The following is a 24,322-nucleotide window of genomic DNA, read 5'->3' on the forward strand; positions in this document are numbered from 1 at the left end:
CGGCAGGAGACGTGAGCCGACAGGCAGACGGGCGCGCGCGGGCGCGCATCACCGACAGTCACAGCAGCCCGCTTTCGGCGGTCGCCCGCCTGCTCATCCTGCTGCTCCTCGTCGGCGGTGGCGGCGCCATCGCCTGGACGGCGACAATTCCCTCGCAGGACCATGTGATCGCCCGCGCCATGTTTGAGGACCGCGACGGCACCATGACCATCAACGAGGTGAGCAGTGCCGCCTTCGCGCCCGTCGCGCCCATTCTCACGCGCGGCTACACGCCCTCCGCGACCTGGCTGCGGCTGACCGTCGGGCCGGCCGATGGCGGGCCGCTGGTGCTGCGCATCCGCCCGACCTATCTCGACCGCGTCGCCCTGTTTGAGCCCGTGCCCGGGCGGCAAGGCGTCTGGCGCGAATATGTCACCGGCGACCGCACGCCCTTCCTCGAACGCGAGATGCCCTCGGTCACGCTCGGCTTCACCATCTGGCCGACTGGACCGGAGACGACCTATTATCTGCGCCTCACGACCACCAGCACCTCGCTGATGCATGCCGAGGCGCTGCTGCCGCAGGTGGCGGCGCTGCGCGACCTGCACATCCATGTCAGCCAGATCTTCATCCTGGCGCTGCTGCTCTTCATCCTGTTCTGGACCGCCAGCGACTTCGCCCTCAACCATGACATCGTGGTCGGCTGTTTCGCGGTCAACCAGCTGTTCTTCATCAGCCACAACGTGCTGATCATGGGCTATGGCGCCCTGATCTTTCCCAATGCACCGGTCGGCTTCGTCGACACGCTCACCAGCGTCTCGATCATCGCGGCGCCGCTGTTCTCGCTGCTGACCAACCGCCTGCTGCTGCGCCAGTTCGACCTGATCCCGCTGGCACGCTGGGGCATCGATGCGCTGCTGCTGGCCTTGGTCGTCGCCTTCGGCCTGCTCGCGGCCGGCGCCACCCAGCAGGCGCTGAAGCTGAACGCCCTGGTGGTGGCGCTCATCGTGCTGTTGCTGCCGCTGATGGCGTTCGGCACACGCCGGGAGGCGCCACCCGGCCGGCGGGTGCTGCGGGTCTTCTATGTCATCCAGGCGGTGGCGCTCCTGCTCACCATGCTGCCGATCCTCGGCGTGCTGCCCGCCTCGACCTGGAACCTCGACGCCAACATCATTCACGGCCTGCTGTCCGACCTACCCATGTTCGTGCTGCTGGCCCTGCGCTCGCGGGAGGCGCGCGAGCGCGGCATCGAGGCGCAGCTGGCGCTCGATCTCACGCGCGGCCAGCTGGAGCTGCAGCGGGCGCAGTTCGAGATGCAGAACCGGTTCATGGCGATGCTCACCCATGAATTGCGCACGCCGCTTTCCGTCATCCGCCTGTGCGTCGACACGGCGAAGGTGGCGGGCGAGCCGCGCCGGCTGATCGAGGCCGCTTTCGGCAATATGGAAGGCATCATCGACCGCTGCAGCTTCGCCGACCGCATGGAGCAGAAGGGTCTTGAGGTGGCGCGGGCGCCGGTGGATGTCGCGGCGGCGCTGCGGGCGGCGGTGGCGGCGAGTTCCGAGGCCGCCCGCGTCGCGCTGCATGTCGGGGCGCTGCCCAGCGTCACCTCCGACGCCCGCCTCATCGCCACGGTGCTGCACAATCTCATCGACAACGCGCTGAAATACTCGCCGGAGGGCGCGACCGTGGAGGTGACGGCTGCGGCGGAGGCGGGCGAGGCTGGCCCCGGTGTGCGGATCACGGTCGAAAATCCCTGCGGCCGCACGGGCGTGCCCGATCCGACGCAGCTGTTCGAGAAATTCTACCGGGGGCCACACGCGCGCACCAAGAGCGGCTCCGGCCTGGGGCTTTACATCGTCCACGGAATCGTGGACCTCCTTGATGGTTTGATCACATACGATTTCATCGAGGGAAGAGCGCGCTTCAGCGTCTGGTTGCCATGCTCAGCATTGCCGTCGTCGAAGACAATGACGATCTCCGAACCGCCATCGTCAACGCCCTGAGCGGCGAGGGCCACCATGTGGTCGGTTTCGACTGCGCCGAAGCCATCGCCGAACAGGGGCAGGCGCTGCGCATCGACCTCGTCGTGGTCGACCTCAACCTTCCCGGTGAGGATGGGCTGAGCCTCACCCGAAGGCTGCGCGTCACCAACCCTGATATCGGCATCATCATGATGACCGCCCGTACCCGCAGCGACGACAAGCGGATCGGCTATGAGAGCGGCGCGGATATCTATCTGCCGAAGCCGGTCTCGCTGGAGGAGCTGACCGCCGCCATTCTGGCGCTGTCGCGGCGCCTGCGCCCGGCCGCGCCAGCGCCAACGGGGCTTGTGCTCGATACGGTGCGGCTCACTTTGGTGGGACCACAGGGCAAAATCAGCCTCTCCGCCCCGGAAGCCGCGCTGCTCGCGGCCTTCGCCCGGGCGCAGGACCACCGTCTGGAAACCTGGCAGATCATCGTCGTGCTCGAACAGGGCGACCGCGCGCCGAACCGCAACGCGCTCACCGTGACTATGTCCCGCCTCTCCGCCAAGCTGCGGCACTGCGGTGGCGGCGCGCATCCGCTGCGCTCGATCCGCAATTGGGGCTATCAGTTCTGCGAGCCGATCATCCTGACCTGAGCGGTTGTTCACCGGCGGCACTACCCTCAAACACCTCCGGTAAGCTTCTGTAATCATCCAGTTCCCGGCTTCGCTACTTTACCGCCCCAGGTTGAGGGGTGGATGGGAAACGCTGGGCTATGGGGAAGCTTGAACGCCGGGTGAGCCGCAGGCGCGCCGTCGGGAGAATCGCGGCCGGTAGCGCGCTCGTCGCCGCCTTCTCGGGCCTTAGCCCGCAGGCGCAGGCCGACTGCGTGCGCGACGGCACGGTGGTGACCTGCGCCACGGCCTCGCCGGCCGGCTATGAAGAGATCGTCACCAACGGCCGCACCGACCGGACCGTCAACGTCGCCGCCGATGTGGCAGACGGCATCGAGATCCAACTCCTGCAGGGCGGGAATATCGACTTCCACCAGAAGTCCGGCACCATCACCAACAATTACGGTGACAGCGTCTATCTCAAGACCACCGATGGCAAAGTCACCGGTACGTTCGGCAACATGTCCACCAAGGACAACGCGCTGGAGATCGTGGCGTCGGAAATCGACATCACCGTCGATGGCTCGATCACCGGCACCGGTTTCGCCTCCTCCGGCGTTAACTTCTACGATGTCGGCTCGGTGAAGATCACCAATTCGGGCGGCGACGCCAACGCCATCAGCGGCAATTCGGCCGGGCTCAATGTCTGGCATGCGGACAGCTTCACGCTCATCAACGAAAACGGCAGCAAGATCACCGGCACGACCAAGAGCAGCGACGGTGTCTTCGCCAACGACATCGACGGGGATATCTCGATCTCGAACGACGCCAGCTCGATCACCGGCGCCACGGCCCTCGGCATCTGGTACAGCGCCGGCGACGTGACCATCGACAATGGCAGCGGCACGATCTCGGGCACGTCTTACGGCATCGACATCTACAAACTCGGCGGCAGCGCGAAGGTCAGCAATGGCAGCGGGACCATTGCCGGCGGCAGCTATGGCGGCGCCTCGTTTGACACCATTGACGGCGATGTGGAGCTGAAGAACGGCACGGGCGGAAAGATCACCAGCACGAAGAACTACGCCGTCTACGCCTCCGATATTGAGGGCGACACGCGGATCGAGAACAGCGGCGGCCTCATCGCCTCGACCAAGGGCGGCATCTATGCCGATGGCGCCAGCGTGACCATCATCAACCGTCCCGGCCTTGATGCCGGCGACATCGAACAGTTCGGCTTCATCACCGGCGGCATCGTCATCGACAGCGAGGCTTACTCGGCGAAGGACGACACGGGCGGCGCCACGCTGACCAATGAGGCCGGCGGCATCATCATCAGCCAGGCGCTGCCGGTGCTGGACGGCGAGATCACCCGCGAGCAGATCGCCGCCGCCTCGGCCGTCACAGCGGTGAAGGCCACCGGCGGGCGCATCTCCATCGCCAATGACGGCATTCTCATCGGCCGCGTCCAGCTCACCAAGTCGGACGACGTGTTCGAGAACACCGGCGGCTGGGTGGTGAGCGGCGTCAACGATTTCGGCGCGGGGCAGGACACGCTGACCAATAAGGGCACCATCTATGCGGCGGCCCTCGCCGACACCGCCGAGACCACCCGCTTCGACGGGCTGGAAAGCTTCACCAACCACCACATCTTCAGCCTCGCCGATGGCGGGGCCGGCGACACGGCGGTGTTCGCGGGCGATGTCGCCTTCGCCAAGGGCGCGACCTACATCATCGACATCGGCCTTGCCGGGCAGGCGGACCTCATCACCGCCGAAGGCAAGGCGACGATCGATTCCGACGCCGGCATAAGGCTGCGCGCGGTGGACGCCATCGCTTTCGGCACCGATTACCGCGTGCTCAGCGCCGCCGGCGGGGTGAGCGGCAATTTCGGTAATGTCGACGGCGAGGTGGAGGTATCGGCCTTTGTCGGCCTCACCTCGATCAACACCGGCTACGACATCTATATCCGCTACGATCAGGTGCGCGACTTCACCGCCGCCGCCACGACGCGCGACCAGTTCGCCGTGGCGAGCGCGCTCGACACGCTGCCGGGCAAGGGGCCGACGGGCACCCTGCGCAATGCGCTGGCGTTCCTTCCCACCGACGCGCAGGCGCGGGGCGCCTTCGACCAGCTCGCGGGCGAGGTGTACGCCTCCTCGCAGAGCCTGTTCGTCCAGCAGAGCAGCCTGATCCGCAACGCGCTGATTGACCGGATGCGGGCGGCGCAGGGGGCGGTGGGCGCCTCCGCCGCGCCGGTGCTGGGCTATGCGCCGGCGCCGGGCAGCAGCCCTGCCGCGCGGGCCATCGACGACGGCCTCGCCACCAAGGCCGCGCCACTCGCGGCGACCACGCCCGAACGGGCGCTGTGGGTGACCGGCTTCGGCTCCTGGACCGATTTCGACGGCAGCGCCAACGCCGCCGGCTTCAACGGCTCGACGGGCGGCTTCCTCATGGGCGGGGACGCCGGCTTTGACGGCGGCTGGCGCCTCGGCGTCGCGGGCGGTTACAGCGCCACCTCATTCAGCGGGTCGGGCGCGTCCGGCGACAGCGACAACTGGCATATCGGCGCCTATGGCGGCAACCAATGGGGCGCCCTCGCCCTGCGCGCCGGCCTCGCCTATACGTGGCAGGACGTGTCGACCTCGCGCTCGGTTGCCTTCGCCGGCTTCGCCGACAGCCTGAGCGCCGATTACCACGCCGGCCTGTTCCAGGCCTTCGGCGAGGTGGGCTATCGGGTGGAGACGGCCGTCGCCGCCTTCGAGCCCTTCGCCAACCTGACCTATGTCAGCCTCGACACCGACAGCTCCGGCGAATGGGGCGGGGCGGCTGCGCTCGCGACCCGCGGCAACGACATGGAAACCAGCTTCACCACGCTCGGCCTCAGGGCCGAGAGGGACATGGTGCTCGGCAGCTTCGCGACCACGCTGCGCGCCTCGGCCGGCTGGCGCCATGCCTTTGGCGACATCACGCCGGTGGCGACGCAGGCTTTCCTGGGCTCGGCGGCGTTCGACACGACAGGCGTCGCCCTCGCCGAGGATGCCGCCGTGGTCGAAGCGGGGCTCGATGTGCATGTCGGCGCCGGCGCCACGCTCGGCGTCGCCTATACCGGCCAATATGGCGACGGCGTCACCGAGAACGGCTTCAACGCCAGTTTCAAGCTGAGCTTCTGACGCGAACATCGAAATCCGGCGGGATGCGGGTTCCGCCGGTCTTCGCGGGGCTGGCGCTCACAGGGCGTCGGCCCCCGCGAGGCCCCCGGGTCGCACGGGCGGTGCGTCCCGGGGATGACTTTCCCGCCCCCGGGCGTCTATTCCGCGAGATCCTCGCTCTCGACATCGGAAGACAGTTCCTGCACCGCCTCCCGCGTCGGCTGGTGGGTGAAGCCCTTGAGGTCGGCCGTCGGCTGGAAGTCGCGGGTGATCTCCACCGGACTGACGACATAGGCGGTCACGAGTTCCGCCAGCGAACGCAGCGCGTGCATGTGGATGCGCTCATAGCCGTGGGACGCATCGACGCCGAAGGTGATGAGCGCCGTGCGCACATCCGCCCCGGCGACCACGGCGCTGGCCGAATCCGAACGGTAGAAGCGGAACACGTCCTTCTGGTAGCGAATGTCGTTGGCGCGGCACAGTTCCACCAGCTTGCGGGTGAGGTGGTAGTCGAACGGCCCGCTCTGGTCGGCCATGGAAATCGTCACGCCGAACTCGTCGGAGTTCTGCCCCGGCGCGGTGGTGCCGTTATCGATCACCACAAGCGAAGCGACATCCGCCGTGAGCACGGCGGAGGCGCCGACCCCGACTTCCTCGGCGATCGAAAACAGCCAGTGAATATCCACCGGCGTTTCCGCCTCCGCCTCATGCAGCGCCTTGATCGCCGCCAGCATCACCGCGACCCCGGCCTTGTCGTCGAGATGGCGCGAGACGATGAAGCCGCTGTCGAGAAATTCCGGCTGCGGGTCTATGGCGACGATGTCGCCGATCTCGAAGCCGAGATGCTGCAGGTCGGCGGCGTTGCGCGCCCGCGCATCGACCCGCATCTCGACGTGATCCCAGCCGACCGGCAGGTGGTCCACCTCATCGTTGAAGGTATGGCCGGAGGCCTTCAGCGGCAGGATGGTGCCGCTGTAACCGCCCTTCTCGGTGAAAACGGTACCGCGCGCCCCTTCCGCAAAGCGCGCCGACCAAGTGCCGATGGGCACGAGCGACAGCCGCCCGTTCTCCTTCAGCGCCTTCACCTGCGCGCCGAGCGTGTCGACATGGGCGACCAAGGCCCGCGCACCGAGCGGCGTGCCGCCGGGGCGGACGGCGCGGATGGCGCCGCGCCGGGTGAGCTCCACCTTCAGGTCGAAATGGGCGAGTTCCTTGGCGACGAAGCGCACGATGGTGTCGGTGTAGCCGGTGGGGCTGGGGATGGCGAGCAGCCGGCGCAGCACCTTGGCGAGGTACTCCGCGTCGATGGTCAGCCGCGTCATGCCTCCGCCCTCCCCTGCGGCGCGTCCATGGCGTGACGCACCCCGGCGGGAATCGCGAGCGGAAAGAGCAGGTCGATGAAGCGCTCGGCGGTGGGTTGCGGCTCGTGATTGGCAAGACCGGGACGTTCATTGGCCTCGATGAAGGCATAGTCCGGCCCGGTGGGCGATTTGACCATCAGATCGACCCCCACGACAGGTATGTCGATGGCCCGCGCCACCTTGATGGCGGCGTCCACCAGCGTGGGATGCACCATGTCGGTGATGTCATGGATGGTGCCGCCCGTGTGCAGATTGGCCGTGCGCCGCACCTTCAGTTCCTTGCCGGCCGGCAGGACATCCTCCATCGAGAAGCCGGCATCGCGCAACGTGCGTTCCGTCTCCCCGTCGCAGGGAATGCGCGATTCCCCCGAGGTCGCAGCGGCGCGTCGGCGGCTTTGCGCCTCGATCAGCGCGCGCACCGTGCTGCGCCCGTCGCCGACCACCGTGGCCGGGCGGCGGATGGCGGCGGCGACCACGCGGTAGTTGATAACGACGAGCCGCACATCCTCGCCCTCGACGCATTCCTCGACCAGCACCTCGCTGCAGAATTTGCGCGCCTCCGCGATGGCAGCGTCGAGTTCGTCCAGCGAGGCGACGCCGACGCTGACCCCCTGCCCCTGCTCGCCGCGCGCCGGCTTCACCACCAGCCGGCCATGGCGCTTGAGGAAGGCGGCGATCTCCTCCATCGGCGCGCTGGTGGTGAGCTGCGCCGGCACCCGCACGCCGGCCTCGGAGACGATGCGGCGGGTGATGCTCTTGTCGTCGCAGATCGACATCGCCACCGCCGAGGTCAGTTCCGACAGGCTCTCGCGGCAGCGCACCGTTCGGGCGCCGAAGGCAAGCCGAAAGAAGCCGCCGGCGGGGTCGATCGGCTCCACCAGAATGCCGCGGCGGCGGGCCTCGTTGATGATGATCTGGGCGTAGGGATTATAGCCCTCGCTCGGCTCCGGGCCGGCGAACAGCTTCTCATTGATCGGGTTCTTGCGCTTCACCGTGAAGAAGGTGACCCGCTCGAAGCCGAGCTTCTCATAGAGCGCGATGGCCTGCGTGTTGTCGTGCATCACGGAGAGATCGAGAAAGGCTGCGCCCTGCTGCGCGAAGCGCTCGGCGAGGCAGCGCACCAGCGCCTCGCCAATGCCGGGCTGGCGCGCCTGAGGATCGACCGCGAGACACCAGAGCGAGGTGCCGCGCTCCGGATCGTCGAAGGCGAGGCGGTGATCGACGCCCGTCACTGTGCCGACGATGCGCCCGCTCGCCTCATCCTCGGCCACGAGATAGGTGAGCGGGTCGGGCGCGCGCGGCGACTGGAAGAACTCCAGCGGCACCGTCACCATGCCGCGCGAGGCATAGATGCGGTTGATGGCGTCGGCATCCGCGCCGGTTTCCAGCGGGCGGATGCGAAAGCCCGAAGGCGGCCGCTCGGATGGCTGGTAGCGGGCGAGATCGAGCCGGAAGGTGTGCGAGGGATCGAGAAACACCTCCTGCGGCGCGTGCGAGAGCAGCACGTGCGGTTCCTCGACATAGACGGCGATGTCGCGCCGGTCCGGCCCTTCCTCGCGCAGCGTGTCCACGAGATCGGGCAGGCTGTCGAAGGTCTGGCCGAAGATCAGCCGGCCCCAGCCGACATTGAGAGCGCAATTGCGTGTCATATCGCGTCCCTCCCACTCAGACGCCGTGCGACTGGAGCCACATCTCCAGCAGCGCCACCTGCCACAGCTCCGAACCGCGCAGCGGTGTGATGTGGGAGACGGGATCGGCGAACAGCGTGTCGAGATAGTCCTGCCGGAACAGGCCACGCTCGCGCGCCGCCTGCGAGCCGAGCGCGTCGCGCACCATGTCGAGATAGGGGCCGGAGATGTATTTGAGCTGCGGCACCGGGAAATAACCCTTGGGCCGGTCGATCACCTCATGCGGCACGACGAGCCGGGCGGCCTCCTTCAGCACGCCCTTGCCGCCCTGCGCCAGCTTGTATTCCGGCGGGATGGTGGCGGCGAGTTCCACCAGCTCATGGTCGAGGAAGGGCACGCGCGCTTCCAGGCCCCAGGCCATGGTCATATTGTCGACCCGCTTCACCGGATCGTCGACCAGCATCACCTGCGAGTCCAGCCGCAGCGCCCGGTCCACCGGCGTGGCCGCGCCTTCCGCCTGCAAATGGGCGGCGACGAGATCGCGGCTGACATCGCTATCCGCGAGCCATTGCGGGCCCAGCTGGCGGGCGAGCGTGGCGTGGTCGCGGTCGAAGAAGCCGCGCGCATAGTCGCCGACCACATCGTCGCTGTCGGCAAGCGGGGGATACCAGTGATAGCCGGCAAACACTTCGTCCGCGCCCTGGCCGGACTGCACCACCTTGATCGACTTCGAGACCTCGCGGGAGAGCAGGTAGAAGCCGATATTGTCGTAGGACACCATCGGCTCGGACATGGCGTGGATGGTGTCGGGCAGCGCCCCCATCAGGTCGGAGGACGGCACGAAGATTTTGTGGTGGTTGGTCCCGAAGCGCTTCGCGATCAGGTCGGAATAGACGAACTCGTCGCCCTTCTCGCCATTGGCCTCCTCGAAGCCGATGGAATAGGTGGCGAGATCGCGCTGGCCTTCCTGCGCCAGCAGGCCGACGATGATCGAGGAATCGACGCCGCCGGACAGCAGCACGCCGACCGGCACATCTGCCACCATGCGCCGGCGCACGGCGGTGCGCAGGGCGTCGAGCACCCGGTCGCGCCAGTCATCGGCGGTGAGGTTGGCGTCTTGCGCCCGGCGCTCATAGGGCGGGCGCCAATAGACCCGCTCGGTGAAGGTGCCGTCCGGCGCATAGCGGCGCACCGTCGCCGGCGGCAGCTTGCGCACGCCTTTGAGGATGGTGCGCGGCGGCGGCACCACGGCGTGGAAGCTCATGTAATTGTGCAGGGCGTCGCGGTCGATGGTGGTGTCGACATCCCCCGCCGCTAGCAGCGCCGGCAGGCTGGAAGCGAAGCGCAGGCGCTTGTTCCCTTCCGTGTAGTACAGTGGTTTGATGCCGAAACGGTCGCGCGCCAGCACCACCGCCCCGCTGTCGCGCTCGGCGATGGCGAAGGCGAACATGCCGTGGAATCGCTCGACGCAGGCCTCGCCCCAGGCGTGATACGCCTTGAGGATCACCTCGGTGTCGCCCTGCGAGAAGAACCGGTAGCCCTTGGCCTCCAGCGCGGCGCGCAGCTCGGGGTAATTGTAGATGCAGCCATTGAAGGTCAGGGTCAGCCCGAGTTCGGGATCGACCATGGGCTGCGCGGCCTTGTCGGAGAGGTCGATGATGCGCAGGCGGCGATGGCCGAAGGCGACGGGGCCCCGCGCTTCCAGCCCGGCCCCGTCGGGCCCGCGCGGCGCGAGCACATCCATCATGGACGCGATGGCGCGCGCATCGGCGAAGGATCCATCAAAGCGAACGTCTCCGGCAATTCCACACATACGGCTCTCGGTCTCCTGTGGCTGGGGCATCGGCCCGGGAGCGGTGGCATCGTCCGATCCGACCTACTCCGATAGGGATAAGCACAGGGGGCGCGTTTCGTTTCATCGCCGCCACCGGCTTTCGAGCCGGGGGCGCGCCGCTTCCCTGTCGTTATGCGGCTAAGAAACAGGCTAGGGGACGGCTGTCAGGGCGCCGTCCCGGCGGGCGCGGCCTCGGCGTCTCGCGCCTGCCGGATGCGGGCGTCGACGCCCTGGAGCGCCACCTCGGCCACCGCTTCCAGAGCCGCCCGGCCGACGCCGTCGCGGGCGAGAAGCGACATCCCGCCCTGCACGGTCTGGAGGAAACGGGCGATGCCGTGGGCATCGAGGCCGGCGGGCAGTTCGCCTTCCGCCACGCCACGCGCCAGCCGCGCGGTGAGCCGTTCCAGCGTCGTACCGCGGGCGTCGCGCAGACGGTCGCACAGGGCGGGATGCGCCTCGGCATCCACCGCCGCGAGCGCCACCATGCAGCCATGGGGAATGTCGGCGCGGCAGCCGGTCAAGGCCGCGGCGGAATCGAACAGCAACGCCGCAATCGCCTCGCGCGCCGTTGGCGCCGCCTGGAAGCCGGCCCAGACCAGCCCCTCATAGCTCTGCCCGTAATGACCGAGGGCCTCGACATAAAGCGCCTCCTTGCAGCCGAAGGCGGCATAGAGGCTGGGGGCACCGATGCCCATGGCGGCGGTGAGATCGGCGACGGAGGTCGCCTCATAACCCTTGGTCCAGAACAGCCGCATCGCCTGCGCCAGAGCCGCCTCCCGATCGAAGGCGCGCGGGCGCCCCCGGTGGCGGGCCGGGCCGGCGGGACGGTTCGAGGCGGGGCCGTCTGAATTCTGCATCGCTCGATATATAAAGGCTTGACCGCCCCGATCAATCGCTTTAGCCATTTATGTATCAATCACTATATAAATGGATCGAACATGAGTGAACTCGCAGGAAAGCGCGCCTTGGTGACGGGCGCTTCGCGCGGCATCGGGGCCGCCATCGCCCTGGCACTGGCGGAAAAGGGCGCGGATGTTGCTCTCACCTATGAGCGCTCGGCGGAGCGCGCGGCGGAGGTGGTTCGCGGCATCGAGGCGCTGGGCCGGCGCGGACTGGCGATCCAGGCTGACAGCGCCGACCCGGAAGCGGTGCGGCGCTCGGTCGACGCGGCGGTGGCGGGGCTCGGCGGGCTCGACATTCTCGTCAACAATGCCGGCATCGCCCGTCAGGGCCCGGTGGCGGAGATCAGCCTCGCCGATCTCGACGCGCTGCTTAACGTCAATGTCCGCGCGGTGGTGCTGGCCTCGCAAGCGGCGATCCCGCATCTGAAGGCCGGCGGGCGCATCATCTCCATCGGCTCCTGCCTTGGCGAGCGCGTGCCCTTTGGCGGCGTGACGGTCTATTCCATGACCAAATCGGCGCTTCTGTCCTTCACGCGCGGCCTCGCCCGCGAGCTCGGCCCGTCCGACATCACGGTGAATGTGGTACAGCCCGGCGCGACCGACACCGACATGAACCCCGCCCATGGCGAGCAGGCGGACGGGATGCGGTCGCTCACCCCGCTCGGCCGCTACGGCAGCCCGGACGACATCGCCGCCGCGGTCGCCTTCCTCGCCAGCCCGGCGGCGCGGCAGATCACCGGCACCGCCCTTACCGTGGATGGCGGCTTCAACGCCTGACCCCGCCTTCCGCGCGCCCATCGACGAGGCGGCGGGAAGGCGGGCCGCAAAGGCCCGGCAACACGGTCGGGAGGCGATGCGCTCATCGCCTCCCTCTCCCTCATCCAGCGACCGCTCGCGGGGAGAAAACAGGCGCCGTCGGTTGACGGCCGGAGGCTCGTGGCCTAAAAATTGTACATTATAATATTTCGCATTATCGGCACTCCGTCGCCTCGCTGCTCTTTCTCTGCGCCCAAAAGGCTCATTTTGCGCAATGTCGATCGATGACTCTCGCGTCCGCTATTGGCCTCTCGGCGAGAATACGCAAAATTTCGGCGATTATATTTCTGAATATTTGGCAGCGCACCTCTTCTTCAACCTTCGGCCCGGCACGTCCGGCATCCACATCATCGGCAGCGTGATCGACGACATCTTCGTCCCGCCGCAGGCCGGGAGGGAACGCCCGGTCGTGTTCTGGGGATGCGGCGTGCGCGAACCCGGAGGTTTGTCGCGGGCAAACCGGCCGTCCACCGAAATTCGCGCCGTTCGAGGCCCGCTGAGCGCCGCGGAACTCAACCTCGGCGCCGATGTGCCGCAAGGCGACCCGGCGTTTCTCCTTCCCGCGCTTTACCGCCCGCGAAAGCTGGACGCGCTGCGAGGGAAGACCCTTTGCATCCCGCATTTCCATGACACGCGCGACGACGACGCTCTTCGCGCCGCCTCGGGCTGCGATGTGGTGGTGCGCTGCACGATCGCGCCGTCCGAGAAAGCGCTGACCGATATCATCGACGCGATCTTCTCCGCCGATTTCGTGCTCGCCTCGGCCATGCATGCCTGTCTGGTCGCCGCGGCCTATCGGCGGCCCTTCGCCTTCTGGAGCGGAAAGAGCATCGACCTGCCGTTCAAATGGCGGGATGCGGCGCTGTCGCTCGACATTCCCTGCGTCTTCGTTTCCCATATTGACGAGGGCCGGCGCCATTATACCGAGGCCATAGCGCCCGCGATCCGGCTGCCGGACATGCGGCCGAGCCTGCTGCGTGCGCCGCTGCTGGTGCGGGCCTCGGGGCTCGCCGCGGTCCTTCAATGGTATCGTGAAAACCCGCCCGCCGGGGGGCCCTCCGACCCGCTGGAGGACACCGAGGCCCTCGCCCGCTTCGCGACGGAGCAGCAGCGGCTGTTCGACAGCATCCTGGCGGCCACGCTCAGCCAGCAGCCGCCCGCGAAGGCGCTTGAGGCCCCTCCATGCCGCGGATCTTTACCCCGGATGCTGTTTGAAAAGGACGGCACGCCGAGGCTCGCCCTGCGCCGCCTGCTGTTCCACACCAGCGGCAAGCCGCGACGCCTGCTCCGGCGCTGGCTCATGCGCCATGGCGCGCCGCCCCGGCTCCTTCAGCCCTGGATGAGCAGCGACGCCTATCGGGCCTTGCCCAAGGCCTTCGGTCTTCCTCCGGTCGCCATACCCCGCACCGGCGCTCTCCGCGTCCCGAACGGGGCCTCAGCCATGCGACCGGAACGCCCGCCCGCCGGAATCCCCATCGTCGAAGGGCGCCGCCGGGTGCTCCTCATCGATGGTGCCTATCCCACGCCTGATCGGGACTCCGGCTCCATCGACGCGGTCCATTTCGTGCGCATCTTCAGCGAACTTGGATACAGCGTCTATTTCAGTGCCACCGGCAGTTTCACCTCCGGCGCCCTGAGCACCGTCCAGAGAGCCGCCAGGGCGCAGCTTCAGCGCATGGGCGTCATCGTTGTGGACGATGTCTATGCGCGCAGCATCGGCGATCTCATCCGCGCCAATGGCTTCCTGTTCGATCTCTTCTTTCTGTCCCGCGTGCATGCCGGTGGGCACTTCTATGAGACGGTGCGCGCCCACGCCCCAGAGGCACGGGTCCTCTTCAATTCGGTCGACCTGCACTATGTGCGGGAAGGCCGGGAAGGCTGTCTCGAAGGCGACAAGAGCAAGATCGACGCCGCACGCGCGACCCGCGAGAGAGAACTGCACTTGGTGCGCCACGCGGACGCAACCCTTGTCGTCTCCGAGGAGGAGCTGACACTGCTGCGCAAGGAGGCGCCGGAAGCCCGCGTGCACGCCTTCCCGCTGATCCGCGACATTGCCGGCCGGAGCGCCGATTTTGCCGCGCGGCGCCATATCGGCTTCATCGGCGGCTACAGGCATCAGCCCAATATCGACGCCGTCCACCACTTTCTCGAAGCGATCTGGCCCCGCATCCTGGCTGAACTGCCCGAGGCGCAGTTCCACCTCATGGGCGCCGATATGCCCGATTGCCTTAGCGCTCGGACGGACCCGGGCCTGGTGATCGTGGGCCATGTGCAGGATTTGCGCGCTGCCTTCGAGGAAATCCGGCTGACCGTTGCGCCCCTGCGCTATGGCGCCGGCGCGAAGGGCAAGGTGCTGTCAAGCCTGACCCACGGCGTGCCCTGCATCTGCACCTCGATCGCCGCTGAAGGGATGCAGTTGGGCAGCGACGGAGGCATTCTCATTGCCGACGCCCCCGATGACTTCGCCGCTCTGGTGGTTCGCGCCTATCGCGACGAGCCATTGTGGCAGCAGCTTTCGTCCGATGGACTGCGCCGCGCCGAGGAACATCACAGCTTCGCGGCCGGCCTCGCCCGCATGACCGCGATTGCCAACAGCCTCTAGAACCGGGGACTGAGCCCGGCGGGAACGTGGCGCGAGAGCCACCGCCCGTGTCGTCGCGATCCGCGTTCACCCTTGCACGGCGTCTCCGGCCTTTTGATCCGCCATGCCCTATAATCGCTACAGCTTTGCCGTAGGCCGCAGGCATGAACAAAGCTGCTCCCGTGCCGCCCGCCGTCAATCGCCTGCTTTATGGGGCGGCGTTCGCCTGCGTCGTCATCATCGTGGTCCTCTCCCTGCTCCCTGCTCAGGAGATGCCGCGCACGGGCATTCCCGATGGCACCGACCACTTCATCGCCTATTGGGGCACGGGCGGCCTGATGGCGCTCGCCTACCGGGGCAGGGGCGCGGTGCTGGCGCTTGCGGGCCTTGCCCTGGTCGGCCTTGGCGGACTCATGGAGGCGCTCCAGCAGCTTTCGCCCGGCCGCTCGACGACATGGAGCGACTTTCTCATGAGCGGTGGAGGGGCGGTTGCCGGCCTCACCATGGGAACCATAGCAGCCCGCGCCATCCGCTACGGGCGCCGGTACTGCCATGAGCGCCTCGGCAGCCTGCCCCGCCTCAGAGCCCCCACACCGCCGACGCCTTTGCCTGTTCGGCCGGGTCGCCGTTGATCGGCGAACCGCCTGTCGGATGAGGCCGGCCCCCCTCAGGAGCCGACGCCAGCCAGCTCACCGCTGACAGCCTCCTCGCTCGCCTCGACGCTGACGACCGTGAGCGTATGGACCGTGCCGTCACGGGCCGTCCACTTCATCGACTGCCCCCCTGAAAGCCCGATCAACGCAACCCCCATGGGCGTCATCACGGACACCTTACCCGCGAGAATATCGGCCTCGCCGGGGAGAACGAGCGTGACGGTGCGGTCGTCGCCGTCATCCGTGGTGAACCTGAACCGCGAGCCGAGGCGCACGAATGGGGAGCCGGGCTTCTCCGAAGCGACAACCCGTGCCCGGTCCAGCTCGGTGTAAAGCTCTTCGGCAAGGTCGGGGTGGCGGGACGCATAGCCGTCCGCCAGCTTCGTCAGGCGTGCGTGGTCGTCGCTTGTGATGAGGATGGCCGGCTTGCGGCTGCCGAGTGCCATTGAAGTCTCCAATTGAAATAGACGCAGAGCGCGGCGCGCTTCGCGTGTCGTTGGTCCGATGAGGTGGATTGTGCCGCCCAAGGCGGCTTCGCGGCCTACAGCCTGAGAGCACGCGCCCCGGTGCTAGGGCGCAAGACGGCCCAGCCGGGGGCTAGTGTCCCGCGATGGGACACACCCGAAAGTGTCGATGCTGTGCGCGTGCGATCGTCATAACTGGAAATTGGGGGTGGTCTGCCCCAAAGTCAAACCCCGGAAGCCGAGGAAAGGGTAGCGCCGCACGCGGACATGGGCCGTCGCCACTTTAGCCACGCCCCCAGCCGCCCCTCGCGTGGCGAGATCAGACGCTCCGCTCCCTCAACAGCGCCGCGCCCGCCCGCGCCGTTCCGGATGTCCGAGAGAGAAAATCTCAATCGTCCGGGCGAACTCACAGCTGATAGAAGCTGACGCTACGTCAACAGAAAGGGCGCCAGCTGCGAGTCGCTTTGCCCTCGGAGCCGCTTGCCATCAAACAAGGGCGTCTGTTGGCGATAGATTCCAGCGGAAAATGCTGTGGGAAAGCTCCATCTCGACATCGGCCTCCGGGTGAGCGGCGCCGAGCCTGTTAGAATGAGGGGCTTTGGAAGAATACGCTGAAGATCGCGTCAACTCTGGTTACTTCGTCCGAAGATCGGGTCTGTCGAATGCAATCTCGCGCGCAGAGGCTCGGAATCGGCCACGCATGTCGTCTCTCAGGGGTAACCCGGCGCAAGGTCCGTCCTTTCAGGACGAGCTTGAGTGACATGACAGATTTGGAATTCTAATCTTAAATCGTAAGTCGGACTTGATCGCATGTCCTATGATTTTTCTCCCACTGAATTTTCGGCCGAAGAAGCTCTCAAATGGTTCGAAGACTGTGGTGACACCGACGCCGGCTATCTGCTGGCACACTGGAGCCGATTTCAATCGACTTATGAATTTGCCATGGCCCCGGTCGATAAGAGGGCCAGACTCGATATACTGGACGTCGGATGCCACTGGCTGCACAACGCACTTCTTTATGCGCGAGCGGGCCACAGGTTAACCTGCATCGATGGATCGGCTCTGGTTGAGCATGCGAGCGTTATCGCGGCGGCTGAGCGCATGGGGGCCAGGCTGCTGCCCATGCGCCGCATGGAAACTGGTGAAGGCCTGCGGGCGCTTGCGGACAACAGCATTGATCTCGTACTTTTCTCCGAGATCATCGAGCATATCGCCTTCAACCCAATTCCGTTCTGGAAGGAAATCTACCGCATTCTTCGCCCCGGCGGAAGAATTGTCATCACCACGCCAAATGCCGTTTATCATCGATCGATCGATACGCAGATGAACCATCTTCTGTCGGGCCGTGGCGGCTTTGGAATCACCGTGAACGACATCATGGCGACAGGGACATACGGCCACCACTGGAAAGAATACAGCCTGCCCGAACTGAGAGACTATTTTGCCAAGCTGTCCGGTGATTTTGACACATCGCGCCACGCCATGCCGACGCGCGAGGAGGACGTGAACGCAATGCTGGGGGCGATTTCCGAGCTCGTAGCGGCGTGCGCCGATGTCAGGGCACATTCGATCTATCTCGATGTGGTGCTGACACGGAAGGATGCCGGAATAAGCATCTCGCCGCCCTGGATTCCGCCGCAGTCATAAGGCGGACGGGGGTGGACGGCGGGTCTGCCGGCGGCATTGGCGCAACGAGCGATGATCGCCACTACGCATTACCCCGCCAGCGTTGCCGCGCTTGGCGGGGTTTGCTTTTTTGGGGTCAGGCGGTTCAACCCTCATTCGCGCGTGCACGCCGAAACGGCCCGGGACCGAACTCCTCGCATTCTCTCCCATCCCCGACGCGACAAAGAGGGTTATACCGCTCAGACCCGTGGGGGAGCAGAGACCAGCTTCTCGTTCAAGGGCTGATTTTTCTTGGGAAAAATGGTGCTGCGAGAGAGGATTGAACTCTCGACCTCTCCCTTACCAAGGGAGTGCTCTACCACTGAGCTACCGCAGCGCCGGCTGTTGGTGGGCAGGGCCACCAAGGCGCGGGGACGTTTGCCACAGTGCGCCGGTCGGCGCAAGCGTCCGCCGTGCAAATCGCCAAGGCCAATCCCCAAGCCTGTGCATGCCGTGGACAAGCCGCAGCGGCGCGGCGCATCACAGGCCCCTTCCCGCCGCTCACGGGGCGGCCCTTCCGCCCGTGGGCGGGCCGCAGTAGAAGGTCGGATCACCGGCGGGCGAGGCGCGCCGGTGGCGAGCTGAAGGCGGAGGCGGCGGAATGAGTGGCGAGGGGGAAACCGAGCGGGCCGAGCGGCTCGCCGCCGCGCTGCGCGCCAATCTCGCCCGGCGCAAGCAGCAGGCGCGCGGGCGCCGGGAGGGTCCGCCGGTGACCGAGGCGCCCGACCCCTCCGAGCCGGCGCACGCCGGGACGCGGCCGCAGACGCCAGGCCCCTCCGACGGCGAGGGGTGAGCGCGCGTTGTCGCAGGCCGCGCCCCGCGCTAAAGATGACGGGAACAAGGATGGGGCGCCACGAATCGGCCCCATCGCCCAGACATGCCGCTGCCGACAGACGCCGACGCGACCGGATCGCGCGGGTCGTGCCCGCTGTCGCGCGCTGAAGGAGTACCTGACCTCATGGACCGTATCCGCATCGTCGGCGGCAATCCGCTCAACGGGACGATCCCGATCTCCGGCGCCAAGAACGCCGCCCTGCCGCTGATGGTCGCCGGCCTGCTCACCGACGAGAAGCTCATTCTGGAGAATGTCCCGCGCTTGGCGGATGTCTCGCAGCTGCAGCGCATTCTCGGCAATCATGGCATCGATATCACGGTGAACGGCAAGCGGCGCGGCGACGATGCCAATGCCGGGCAGACGCTGGAGATCGACGCGCGGGTGATCGTCGACACCACCGCGCCCTATGAGCTGGTGTCCAAGATGCGGGCGAGCTTCTGGGTCATCGGCCCGCTGCTGGCGCGCATGGGCGAGGCCAAGGTCTCGCTGCCCGGCGGCTGCGCCATCGGCACGCGCCCTGTCGACCTGCACATCGCGGCACTGGAAGCGCTGGGCGCCGAGATCGAGATCGATGCGGGCTATGTGCTGGCCCGCGCGCCGAAGGGGCTGAAGGGCGGGCGCATCGTCTTCCCGAAAGTGACGGTCGGCGCCACCCATACCGCGCTGATGGCGGCGAGCCTCGCCGATGGCGAGACGGTGATCGAGAACGCCGCGCGCGAGCCGGAGATCGTCGATGTCGCCGACTGCATCAACGCCATGGGCGGGCGCATCGAGGGACAGGGCACCTCCACCATCCGCATCACCGGCGTGCCGCGGCTGCGCGGCGCGCGCCACAGCGTGCTGCCGGACCGTATCGAAACCGGCACCTATGCCATGGCGGTGGCGATGACCGGGGGCGACGTGCTGCTTTCCGGTGCGCGCGCCGACCTGCTGGAGACGGCGCTCGACACGCTGCGCGAGGCGGGCGCGGAGATTTCCGTTTCCAATGAGGGGCTGCGGGTGAAGCGCAACGGCGCCGGCATCTCCCCGGTGACGGTGACGACCGAGCCTTTCCCCGGCTTCCCCACCGACCTTCAGGCGCAGCTGATGGCACTGACCACCCGGGCGCGCGGCACCTCGCACATCACCGAGACGATCTTCGAGAACCGCTTCATGCATGTGCAGGAGCTCGCCCGGCTCGGCGCCCGCATTCATCTCGACGGCGAGACCGCCACCATCGAGGGGGTGGAACGGCTGAAGGGCGCCCCGGTCATGGCCACGGATCTGCGCGCCTCGGTGTCGCTGGTCATCGGCGCGCTCGCCGCCGAGGGCGAGAGCATGATCCACCGCGTCTATCACCTCGATCGCGGTTTCGAGCGGCTGGAGGAGAAGCTCTCCGCCTGCGGCGCCGAAATCGAGCGTCTGGCGAGCTGAGCCCGGCTACGCAGTTTTCCGCAGCCCCTTGGTCTGCCGTAGCCCCTTGCCGGAGCGGGGTTGCGGCGCCATCTGTGCCGCGAGTGAGGCGGCGGAGAGAACGACATGGCCGGTTTGAAGCTGGTGGCGCTGGACAGCGAGGACCTCGCGGTCCTCTCGGTGCATCTGCAAGACGCGGTGGTCGCGATCGGCGACATGACCTTCCTGCCGAAGGAGCGGCGCTTCGTGCTGCTCGCCAATCGTTTCGACTGGGAAAAGGCGATCCAGGCCGAGGCGATGGCCGATGCCGACGCTCCCATCGGCGCGGCGGCGGCCGCCGCCGGCCCCTGCGTGCGCCGCCGGGCGGGGCTGCGCTTCGAGCGGGTGCTGGGCGCCCGTGTGCGCGGCATCGACCTCAAGAAGAAACAGGGCGTGCTCAACTTGCTGGCCGTCACCTTCCAGGAAATCGACGCCCCCTCCGGCATCGTCACCTTCCTGTTCTCCGGCGGTGGCGAGGTGCAGCTCGATGTCGAGTGCATGGAAGCCGGGCTGGAAGATCTCGGCCCCGCCTGGGACGCCAAGGGCACGCCCTGCCACGAGGCGTGAGAGCGCAGCCACCTGCCGCACGCGCTCCCTTTGCGAATGTCCTTGTCTTCGGCAAGCCCGGTTGCGATAGGACAGGGGAACAGGCAGCGGCGCCCCGCGCGACCTGACGCCCCCTGCGGCGTCGGGGCGACGGCCGGCAAGAGAGGCTGCTGCCGACGTGCCGCTTGCCGACCCGTAGGACCCCGCCATGCCGCTTCGCCTCGACACACGCTCGCCCGATTTCTCCGCGCGCTTCCGCGCCTTTCTCGGCACCAAGCGTGAAGTGTCGGCAGATGTGGCGGAGGCCGTGGCGCAGATCATCGACGCTGTGCGCCAGCGCGGCGACGAGGCGCTGATCGCCTTTTCCAAGACCTTCGACCGGGTGGACCTCGGCACGCTGGGCATACGGGTGACGGTGGACGAGATCGCCGACGCTCGCCGCGCCTGCGATGCCGCGACGCTGGAGGCGCTGAGCTTCGCCCATGAGCGCATCCGCGCCCATCACGCGCGCCAGCTGCCGGCAAGCGGGCGCTATGTCGACGCTGCCGGTGTCGAGCTCGGCCATCGCTGGACGCCGGTGGACGCGGTCGGGCTCTATGTGCCCGGCGGCACGGCCGCCTACCCCTCCTCCGTGCTGATGAACGCGGTGCCGGCCAAGGTGGCGGGCGTTGCCCGGCTCGCCATGGTGGTGCCGGCGCCCGATGGCGTGCTGAACCCGCTGGTGCTCGCCGCCGCCGAGCTTGCCGGGGTCGACGAGGTCTACCGCGTGGGCGGAGCGCAGGCGATCGCCGCGCTGGCCTATGGCACGGAAACCATCGCCCCCGTCGCCAAGATCGTCGGCCCGGGTAACGCCTATGTCGCCGCCGCCAAGCGCCATGTCTTCGGCACGGTGGGCATCGACATGGTGGCGGGACCTTCCGAGGTGCTGGTCATTGCCGATGGCGAGCAGAACCCGGACTGGATCGCCGCCGACCTGCTGGCCCAGGCCGAGCACGACACGGCCGCCCAGTCGATCCTGATGACGAACGACGCCGCGCTGGCCGATGCCGTGGTGGCGGCGGTGGAGCGCCAGCTCGCCACCCTGCCCCGGCGCGCCATCGCGGCGAAGAGCTGGGACGAGTTCGGCGCGGTCATCCTTCTCGCCAGCCTCGATGAGGCGCCGGCGCTGGCCAACCGCATCGCCCCCGAGCATCTCGAAATCATGGCGGCGGACGCCGAGGCGCTGGCGGACGCCATCCACCATGCCGGCGCGATCTTCCTCGGCGCCCACACGCCGGAAGCGATTGGCGACTATGTCGGCGGCTCCAACCATGTGTTGCCGACCGCGCGCTCGGCCCGCTTCTCCTCCGGCCTCGGCGTGCTCGACTTCATGAAGCGCACCTCGATCCTCAAATGCGGGCCGGAGCAGCTGCGCGCGCTCGGGCCGGCGGCGATCGCGCTCGGCGAGGCGGAAGGGCTCGGCGCCCACGCCCGCTCGGTGGCGATCCGCCTCAACCTGTGACGGGGCGGCCATGGGCGACGCGGATCCCCATGCCGAGACCCGCCGCCTGTCGGCGGTGACGCTGGACGGCGCTTCCATCGGCCGTTCCAATGTCGATGTCGAGCATGAGCGGGCCGTCGCCATCTATGACCTGCTGGCGGAAAACAGCTTCGCTCCGCTCGGCGATACCGCCCCCGGCCCCTACCGCCTCGCCATCGCGCTGAGCGAAGGTCGCCTGGTGCTCGATGTCACCCGCGAGGACGGCGCGCCTGTGGTGCAGCATCAGCTCTCGCTCAGCCCGCTGCGGCGCGTGGTGCGCGATTATTTCATGGTCTGCGAGAGCTATTATTCCGCCATCCGCACCGCCAGCCCGTCCCAGATCGAAGCCATCGACATGGGCCGGCGCGGCCTGCACAACGAGGCCTCCGAATTGCTGCGCGAGCGGCTGAAGGACAAGATCGCCCTCGATTTCGGCACGGCCCGGCGCCTGTTCACGCTGGTCTGCGCGCTGCACTGGAAAGGCTGAGCGTGGCGCCGCCCGGCTCCGCCGACGCCTCCCCCGGCCCCGCGCCGGCCGCACGCCGGGAGCGGCCGCAATCGGTTCTGTTCATGTGCGGGCAGAACTGCGTGCGCTCGCCCATGGCGGCGGTGCTGGCGCGCCATCTGTTCGGCCGCTCGCTCTATGTCGGCTCCGCCGGGGTGATGAAGGGCGAGGCCGATCCCTTCGTCACCGCCGCCATCGACGAGGTGGGGCTCGATCTCTCGCGCCACCGGCCGCAGACGCTGGAGGAACTGGAGGAGAATGAGGGCCTCGGCTTCGATCTCGTCATCACCCTTTCGCCCGACGCCCATCACCGCGCGCTGGAATTGACCCGCACCAACGCCATCGATGTGGAATACTGGCCGACACCCGACCCGACGCTGGCCAGCGGCAACCGCGAGCAGCGGCTCGACGCCTATCGCGAGGTTCGCGACGAGCTGGAACGGCGAATCCGCGCCCGCTTCCGCCCGAAATGAGCCGGCGTCGGCAAGGCCGTTCCGTTTTCCCCGCACATGCTCTAGCTTGCCGGCCGATTGCCCCGCCGGCCCGCCGGCGCAAAGGAGTGACCGCGTGAGCGCCCGCCCGACACTGGTGCTGGCCTCGGGTTCGCCGCGCCGCCTGGCGCTGCTGGCCCAGGCCGGAATCGAACCCGACGCCCTTCTGCCCGCCGACATTGACGAGACGCCGGAGCGTGGCGAACTGCCCCGCCGCCTGGCGCTGCGGCTGGCCCGCGAGAAGCTGGACGCCGCCGATGCGCGCCGCCGCGCCATGGACCAGCATGAGGGCGCCTTCCTGCTCGCCGCCGACACGGTGGTCGCGGTGGGCCGCCGCATCCTGCCCAAGCCGGACATTGCCGAAGAGGCGGCGGACTGCCTGCGCCTGCTCTCCGGCCGCGCCCACCGCGTCTATACCGGCCTCGCGCTGATGACGCCGAAGGGCGGTGTGCGCACCCGCCTTGTCGAGACAAGGGTGCGTTTCAAGCGCCTGTCGCGCGAAGAGATGGACGCCTATGTCGCCTCGCGCGAATGGGAGGGCAAGGCCGGCGGCTACGCCATTCAGGGCCTTGCCGGCGTGTTCGTGATCAAGCTGGTCGGCTCCTACACCAATGTGGTGGGCCTGCCGCTGGCGGAAACCGTGGCGCTGCTGGGGGGCGAGCGTTTCCCGGTCTATAAGCGCTGGGGGCATCCGGAATGAGCGCCGACACTGCCGGCCCAAGCGGCAAGCCGTGCCCGATCTGCGGCAAGTCCATGGTGGAAAAATATCGCCCCTTTTGCTCCGCCCGCTGCGCCGATGTCGATCTAAACCGCTGGCTGACCGGGGTCTATGCGATCCCCGTCACGGAAAATGACGACGAGGATGGCGAGGAACCCTCCCTCGCCCCCAAGCCGCCGCGCGAGGGCTGAAGGGGGCCTTCGGGCGGCGTCCGGGCCCGATACCGCTCTGGTGCGGCAGGGCTCGATGCACATGCGGCCGGCCCCACGCCCACCTCTCTGGCTTTGCCGAATGCCCGCAGGCGACGACCGGCGAACGACGCTCCATCCGAAACGGCGCCGGGCGCGACGGTGCGGGGCGAGCCGACCATCGGTGACACGGCTGGGGACAGGCTGAATTTCCGTTTCATGACATATGGACAGGGCGCAGCCGAGACTCTATAACCCGCCCGCTCCGCACGGCTTGCAGCCGTTGCCGGCTACGCCCAGGTAGCTCAGTTGGTAGAGCATGCGACTGAAAATCGCAGTGTCGGCGGTTCGACTCCGTCCCTGGGCACCATTTCCTAGTCTGGCACAGGCCGACTAGGTCCGGTAAACCTAGTAATATCAACAAAAACAAGCCTGTTGATGGTCCGGCGTCATCCAGCGCCGTCCGGGTGCAT

The 24,322-nt window shown here is 67.6% G+C and carries 20 protein-coding genes and 2 tRNA genes; 16 read left to right on the plus strand and 6 right to left on the minus strand.

The window, feature by feature from the left end:
- Window positions 1-11 precede the first annotated feature (11 nt).
- The 3 genes from ACO07Z_RS08735 (at window position 12) to ACO07Z_RS08745 (ending at window position 5,733) form a co-directional block, all read left to right on the plus strand.
- Window positions 12-1,985 (plus strand): 7TM-DISM domain-containing protein, encoded by a 1,974-nt coding sequence (locus tag ACO07Z_RS08735; RefSeq protein WP_421698362.1) that lies wholly within the window; start codon window positions 12-14, stop codon window positions 1,983-1,985.
- Window positions 1,922-2,602, plus strand: a complete 681-nt coding sequence (locus tag ACO07Z_RS08740; protein ID WP_421698363.1) for a response regulator transcription factor — start codon at window positions 1,922-1,924, stop codon at window positions 2,600-2,602. Before ACO07Z_RS08735 ends, ACO07Z_RS08740 begins: the two co-directional genes overlap by 64 nt.
- A gap of 119 nt (window positions 2,603-2,721) precedes the next feature.
- Complete coding sequence (locus ACO07Z_RS08745; protein ID WP_421698364.1) at window positions 2,722-5,733, plus strand: autotransporter outer membrane beta-barrel domain-containing protein; 3,012 nt, start codon at window positions 2,722-2,724, stop codon at window positions 5,731-5,733.
- Between the two features lie 137 nt (window positions 5,734-5,870).
- On the opposite strand, the gene ACO07Z_RS08750 is transcribed toward ACO07Z_RS08745, so the two are convergent.
- The 4 genes from ACO07Z_RS08750 to ACO07Z_RS08765 all read right to left on the minus strand — a co-directional run bounded on the left by ACO07Z_RS08750 (window position 5,871) and on the right by ACO07Z_RS08765 (window position 11,392).
- On the minus strand, window positions 5,871-7,034 hold the full coding sequence (locus tag ACO07Z_RS08750) for an osmoprotectant NAGGN system M42 family peptidase (protein ID WP_421698365.1): 1,164 nt from the start codon (window positions 7,032-7,034) through the stop codon (window positions 5,871-5,873).
- A complete protein-coding gene (gene ngg, locus ACO07Z_RS08755) occupies window positions 7,031-8,722 on the minus strand; it encodes an N-acetylglutaminylglutamine synthetase (RefSeq protein WP_421698366.1) in 1,692 nt (563 codons plus the stop codon). The genes ACO07Z_RS08750 and ngg overlap by 4 nt, the downstream gene beginning before the upstream one ends.
- 16 nt (window positions 8,723-8,738) lie before the next feature.
- Window positions 8,739-10,514, minus strand: a complete 1,776-nt coding sequence (locus ACO07Z_RS08760; protein WP_421698367.1) for an N-acetylglutaminylglutamine amidotransferase — start codon at window positions 10,512-10,514, stop codon at window positions 8,739-8,741.
- 185 nt (window positions 10,515-10,699) lie between these two features.
- Window positions 10,700-11,392: a TetR/AcrR family transcriptional regulator gene (locus tag ACO07Z_RS08765; RefSeq protein ID WP_421698368.1), complete on the minus strand. Its 693-nt coding sequence runs from the start codon at window positions 11,390-11,392 to the stop codon at window positions 10,700-10,702.
- An 81-nt stretch (window positions 11,393-11,473) separates the two neighbouring features.
- Here ACO07Z_RS08765 and ACO07Z_RS08770 point away from each other — a divergent pair, with 81 nt between their 5' ends.
- The 3 genes from ACO07Z_RS08770 (at window position 11,474) to ACO07Z_RS08780 (ending at window position 15,466) form a co-directional block, all read left to right on the plus strand.
- Complete coding sequence (locus ACO07Z_RS08770) at window positions 11,474-12,214, plus strand: SDR family NAD(P)-dependent oxidoreductase (RefSeq protein WP_421698369.1); 741 nt, start codon at window positions 11,474-11,476, stop codon at window positions 12,212-12,214.
- 253 nt (window positions 12,215-12,467) lie between these two features.
- Window positions 12,468-14,855: a glycosyltransferase gene (locus tag ACO07Z_RS08775; RefSeq protein ID WP_421698370.1), complete on the plus strand. Its 2,388-nt coding sequence runs from the start codon at window positions 12,468-12,470 to the stop codon at window positions 14,853-14,855.
- A gap of 143 nt (window positions 14,856-14,998) precedes the next feature.
- On the plus strand, window positions 14,999-15,466 hold the full coding sequence (locus tag ACO07Z_RS08780; protein ID WP_421698371.1) for a hypothetical protein: 468 nt from the start codon (window positions 14,999-15,001) through the stop codon (window positions 15,464-15,466).
- 35 nt (window positions 15,467-15,501) lie between these two features.
- Here ACO07Z_RS08780 and rnk read toward each other — a convergent pair whose 3' ends face one another.
- Entirely contained in the window at window positions 15,502-15,933 is a 432-nt protein-coding gene (rnk, locus tag ACO07Z_RS08785; RefSeq protein ID WP_421698372.1) for a nucleoside diphosphate kinase regulator, read from the minus strand.
- An 828-nt stretch (window positions 15,934-16,761) separates the two neighbouring features.
- Between rnk and ACO07Z_RS08790 the strand changes: the two genes are divergently transcribed.
- Window positions 16,762-17,598: a class I SAM-dependent methyltransferase gene (locus tag ACO07Z_RS08790; protein ID WP_421698373.1), complete on the plus strand. Its 837-nt coding sequence runs from the start codon at window positions 16,762-16,764 to the stop codon at window positions 17,596-17,598.
- Window positions 17,599-17,878: 280 nt separating this feature from the next.
- Here ACO07Z_RS08790 and ACO07Z_RS08795 read toward each other — a convergent pair.
- Window positions 17,879-17,953: transfer RNA gene (locus ACO07Z_RS08795), tRNA-Thr, on the minus strand.
- A 264-nt stretch (window positions 17,954-18,217) separates the two neighbouring features.
- On the opposite strand from ACO07Z_RS08795, the gene ACO07Z_RS08800 reads away from it, so the two are divergent.
- The 9 genes from ACO07Z_RS08800 (at window position 18,218) to ACO07Z_RS08840 (ending at window position 24,219) form a co-directional block, all read left to right on the plus strand.
- Window positions 18,218-18,409: a hypothetical protein gene (locus ACO07Z_RS08800; protein WP_421698374.1), complete on the plus strand. Its 192-nt coding sequence runs from the start codon at window positions 18,218-18,220 to the stop codon at window positions 18,407-18,409.
- A 165-nt stretch (window positions 18,410-18,574) separates the two neighbouring features.
- Window positions 18,575-19,864 (plus strand): UDP-N-acetylglucosamine 1-carboxyvinyltransferase, encoded by a 1,290-nt coding sequence (gene murA / locus ACO07Z_RS08805; RefSeq protein WP_421698375.1) that lies wholly within the window; start codon window positions 18,575-18,577, stop codon window positions 19,862-19,864.
- Window positions 19,865-19,969: 105 nt separating this feature from the next.
- Entirely contained in the window at window positions 19,970-20,449 is a 480-nt protein-coding gene (locus ACO07Z_RS08810; protein ID WP_244378791.1) for a DUF2948 family protein, read from the plus strand.
- A 187-nt stretch (window positions 20,450-20,636) separates the two neighbouring features.
- Complete coding sequence (gene hisD / locus ACO07Z_RS08815) at window positions 20,637-21,929, plus strand: histidinol dehydrogenase (protein ID WP_421698376.1); 1,293 nt, start codon at window positions 20,637-20,639, stop codon at window positions 21,927-21,929.
- Between the two features lie 10 nt (window positions 21,930-21,939).
- The gene (locus tag ACO07Z_RS08820) at window positions 21,940-22,434 is read left to right on the plus strand and encodes a UPF0262 family protein (RefSeq protein WP_421698377.1); all 495 of its coding nucleotides are present in this window, start codon (window positions 21,940-21,942) and stop codon (window positions 22,432-22,434) included.
- 83 nt (window positions 22,435-22,517) lie between these two features.
- The gene (locus ACO07Z_RS08825; RefSeq protein WP_421700781.1) at window positions 22,518-22,925 is read left to right on the plus strand and encodes a low molecular weight phosphatase family protein; all 408 of its coding nucleotides are present in this window, start codon (window positions 22,518-22,520) and stop codon (window positions 22,923-22,925) included.
- A gap of 94 nt (window positions 22,926-23,019) precedes the next feature.
- On the plus strand, window positions 23,020-23,643 hold the full coding sequence (locus ACO07Z_RS08830; RefSeq protein WP_421698378.1) for a Maf-like protein: 624 nt from the start codon (window positions 23,020-23,022) through the stop codon (window positions 23,641-23,643).
- Window positions 23,640-23,852 (plus strand): DNA gyrase inhibitor YacG, encoded by a 213-nt coding sequence (gene yacG / locus ACO07Z_RS08835; protein ID WP_421698379.1) that lies wholly within the window; start codon window positions 23,640-23,642, stop codon window positions 23,850-23,852. Before ACO07Z_RS08830 ends, yacG begins: the two co-directional genes overlap by 4 nt.
- Before the next feature lie 291 nt (window positions 23,853-24,143).
- Window positions 24,144-24,219: transfer RNA gene (locus ACO07Z_RS08840), tRNA-Phe, on the plus strand.
- The last annotated feature ends 103 nt before the right edge of the window (window positions 24,220-24,322 follow it).

It is taken from the genome of Ancylobacter sp. (assembly GCF_965229075.1).
In the GTDB taxonomy this organism is placed as follows: Bacteria; Pseudomonadota; Alphaproteobacteria; order Rhizobiales; family Xanthobacteraceae; genus Ancylobacter.

Bases quoted from the DNA above. Each gene is read 5' to 3' on its own strand.
- ACO07Z_RS08740 (WP_421698363.1), top strand. From the start codon at position 1,922: ATGCTCAGCATTGCCGTCGTCGAAGACAATGACGATCTCCGAACCGCC.
- ACO07Z_RS08745 (WP_421698364.1), top strand. From the start codon at position 2,722: ATGGGGAAGCTTGAACGCCGGGTGAGCCGCAGGCGCGCCGTCGGGAGA.
- ACO07Z_RS08750 (WP_421698365.1), bottom strand. From the start codon at position 7,034: ATGACGCGGCTGACCATCGACGCGGAGTACCTCGCCAAGGTGCTGCGC.
- ngg (WP_421698366.1), bottom strand. From the start codon at position 8,722: ATGACACGCAATTGCGCTCTCAATGTCGGCTGGGGCCGGCTGATCTTC.
- ACO07Z_RS08760 (WP_421698367.1), bottom strand. From the start codon at position 10,514: ATGTGTGGAATTGCCGGAGACGTTCGCTTTGATGGATCCTTCGCCGAT.
- ACO07Z_RS08765 (WP_421698368.1), bottom strand. From the start codon at position 11,392: ATGCAGAATTCAGACGGCCCCGCCTCGAACCGTCCCGCCGGCCCGGCC.
- ACO07Z_RS08770 (WP_421698369.1), top strand. From the start codon at position 11,474: ATGAGTGAACTCGCAGGAAAGCGCGCCTTGGTGACGGGCGCTTCGCGC.
- ACO07Z_RS08775 (WP_421698370.1), top strand. From the start codon at position 12,468: ATGTCGATCGATGACTCTCGCGTCCGCTATTGGCCTCTCGGCGAGAAT.
- ACO07Z_RS08780 (WP_421698371.1), top strand. From the start codon at position 14,999: ATGAACAAAGCTGCTCCCGTGCCGCCCGCCGTCAATCGCCTGCTTTAT.
- rnk (WP_421698372.1), bottom strand. From the start codon at position 15,933: ATGGCACTCGGCAGCCGCAAGCCGGCCATCCTCATCACAAGCGACGAC.
- ACO07Z_RS08790 (WP_421698373.1), top strand. From the start codon at position 16,762: ATGTCCTATGATTTTTCTCCCACTGAATTTTCGGCCGAAGAAGCTCTC.
- ACO07Z_RS08800 (WP_421698374.1), top strand. From the start codon at position 18,218: ATGAGTGGCGAGGGGGAAACCGAGCGGGCCGAGCGGCTCGCCGCCGCG.
- murA (WP_421698375.1), top strand. From the start codon at position 18,575: ATGGACCGTATCCGCATCGTCGGCGGCAATCCGCTCAACGGGACGATC.
- ACO07Z_RS08810 (WP_244378791.1), top strand. From the start codon at position 19,970: ATGGCCGGTTTGAAGCTGGTGGCGCTGGACAGCGAGGACCTCGCGGTC.
- hisD (WP_421698376.1), top strand. From the start codon at position 20,637: ATGCCGCTTCGCCTCGACACACGCTCGCCCGATTTCTCCGCGCGCTTC.
- ACO07Z_RS08820 (WP_421698377.1), top strand. From the start codon at position 21,940: ATGGGCGACGCGGATCCCCATGCCGAGACCCGCCGCCTGTCGGCGGTG.
- ACO07Z_RS08825 (WP_421700781.1), top strand. From the start codon at position 22,518: ATGTGCGGGCAGAACTGCGTGCGCTCGCCCATGGCGGCGGTGCTGGCG.
- yacG (WP_421698379.1), top strand. From the start codon at position 23,640: ATGAGCGCCGACACTGCCGGCCCAAGCGGCAAGCCGTGCCCGATCTGC.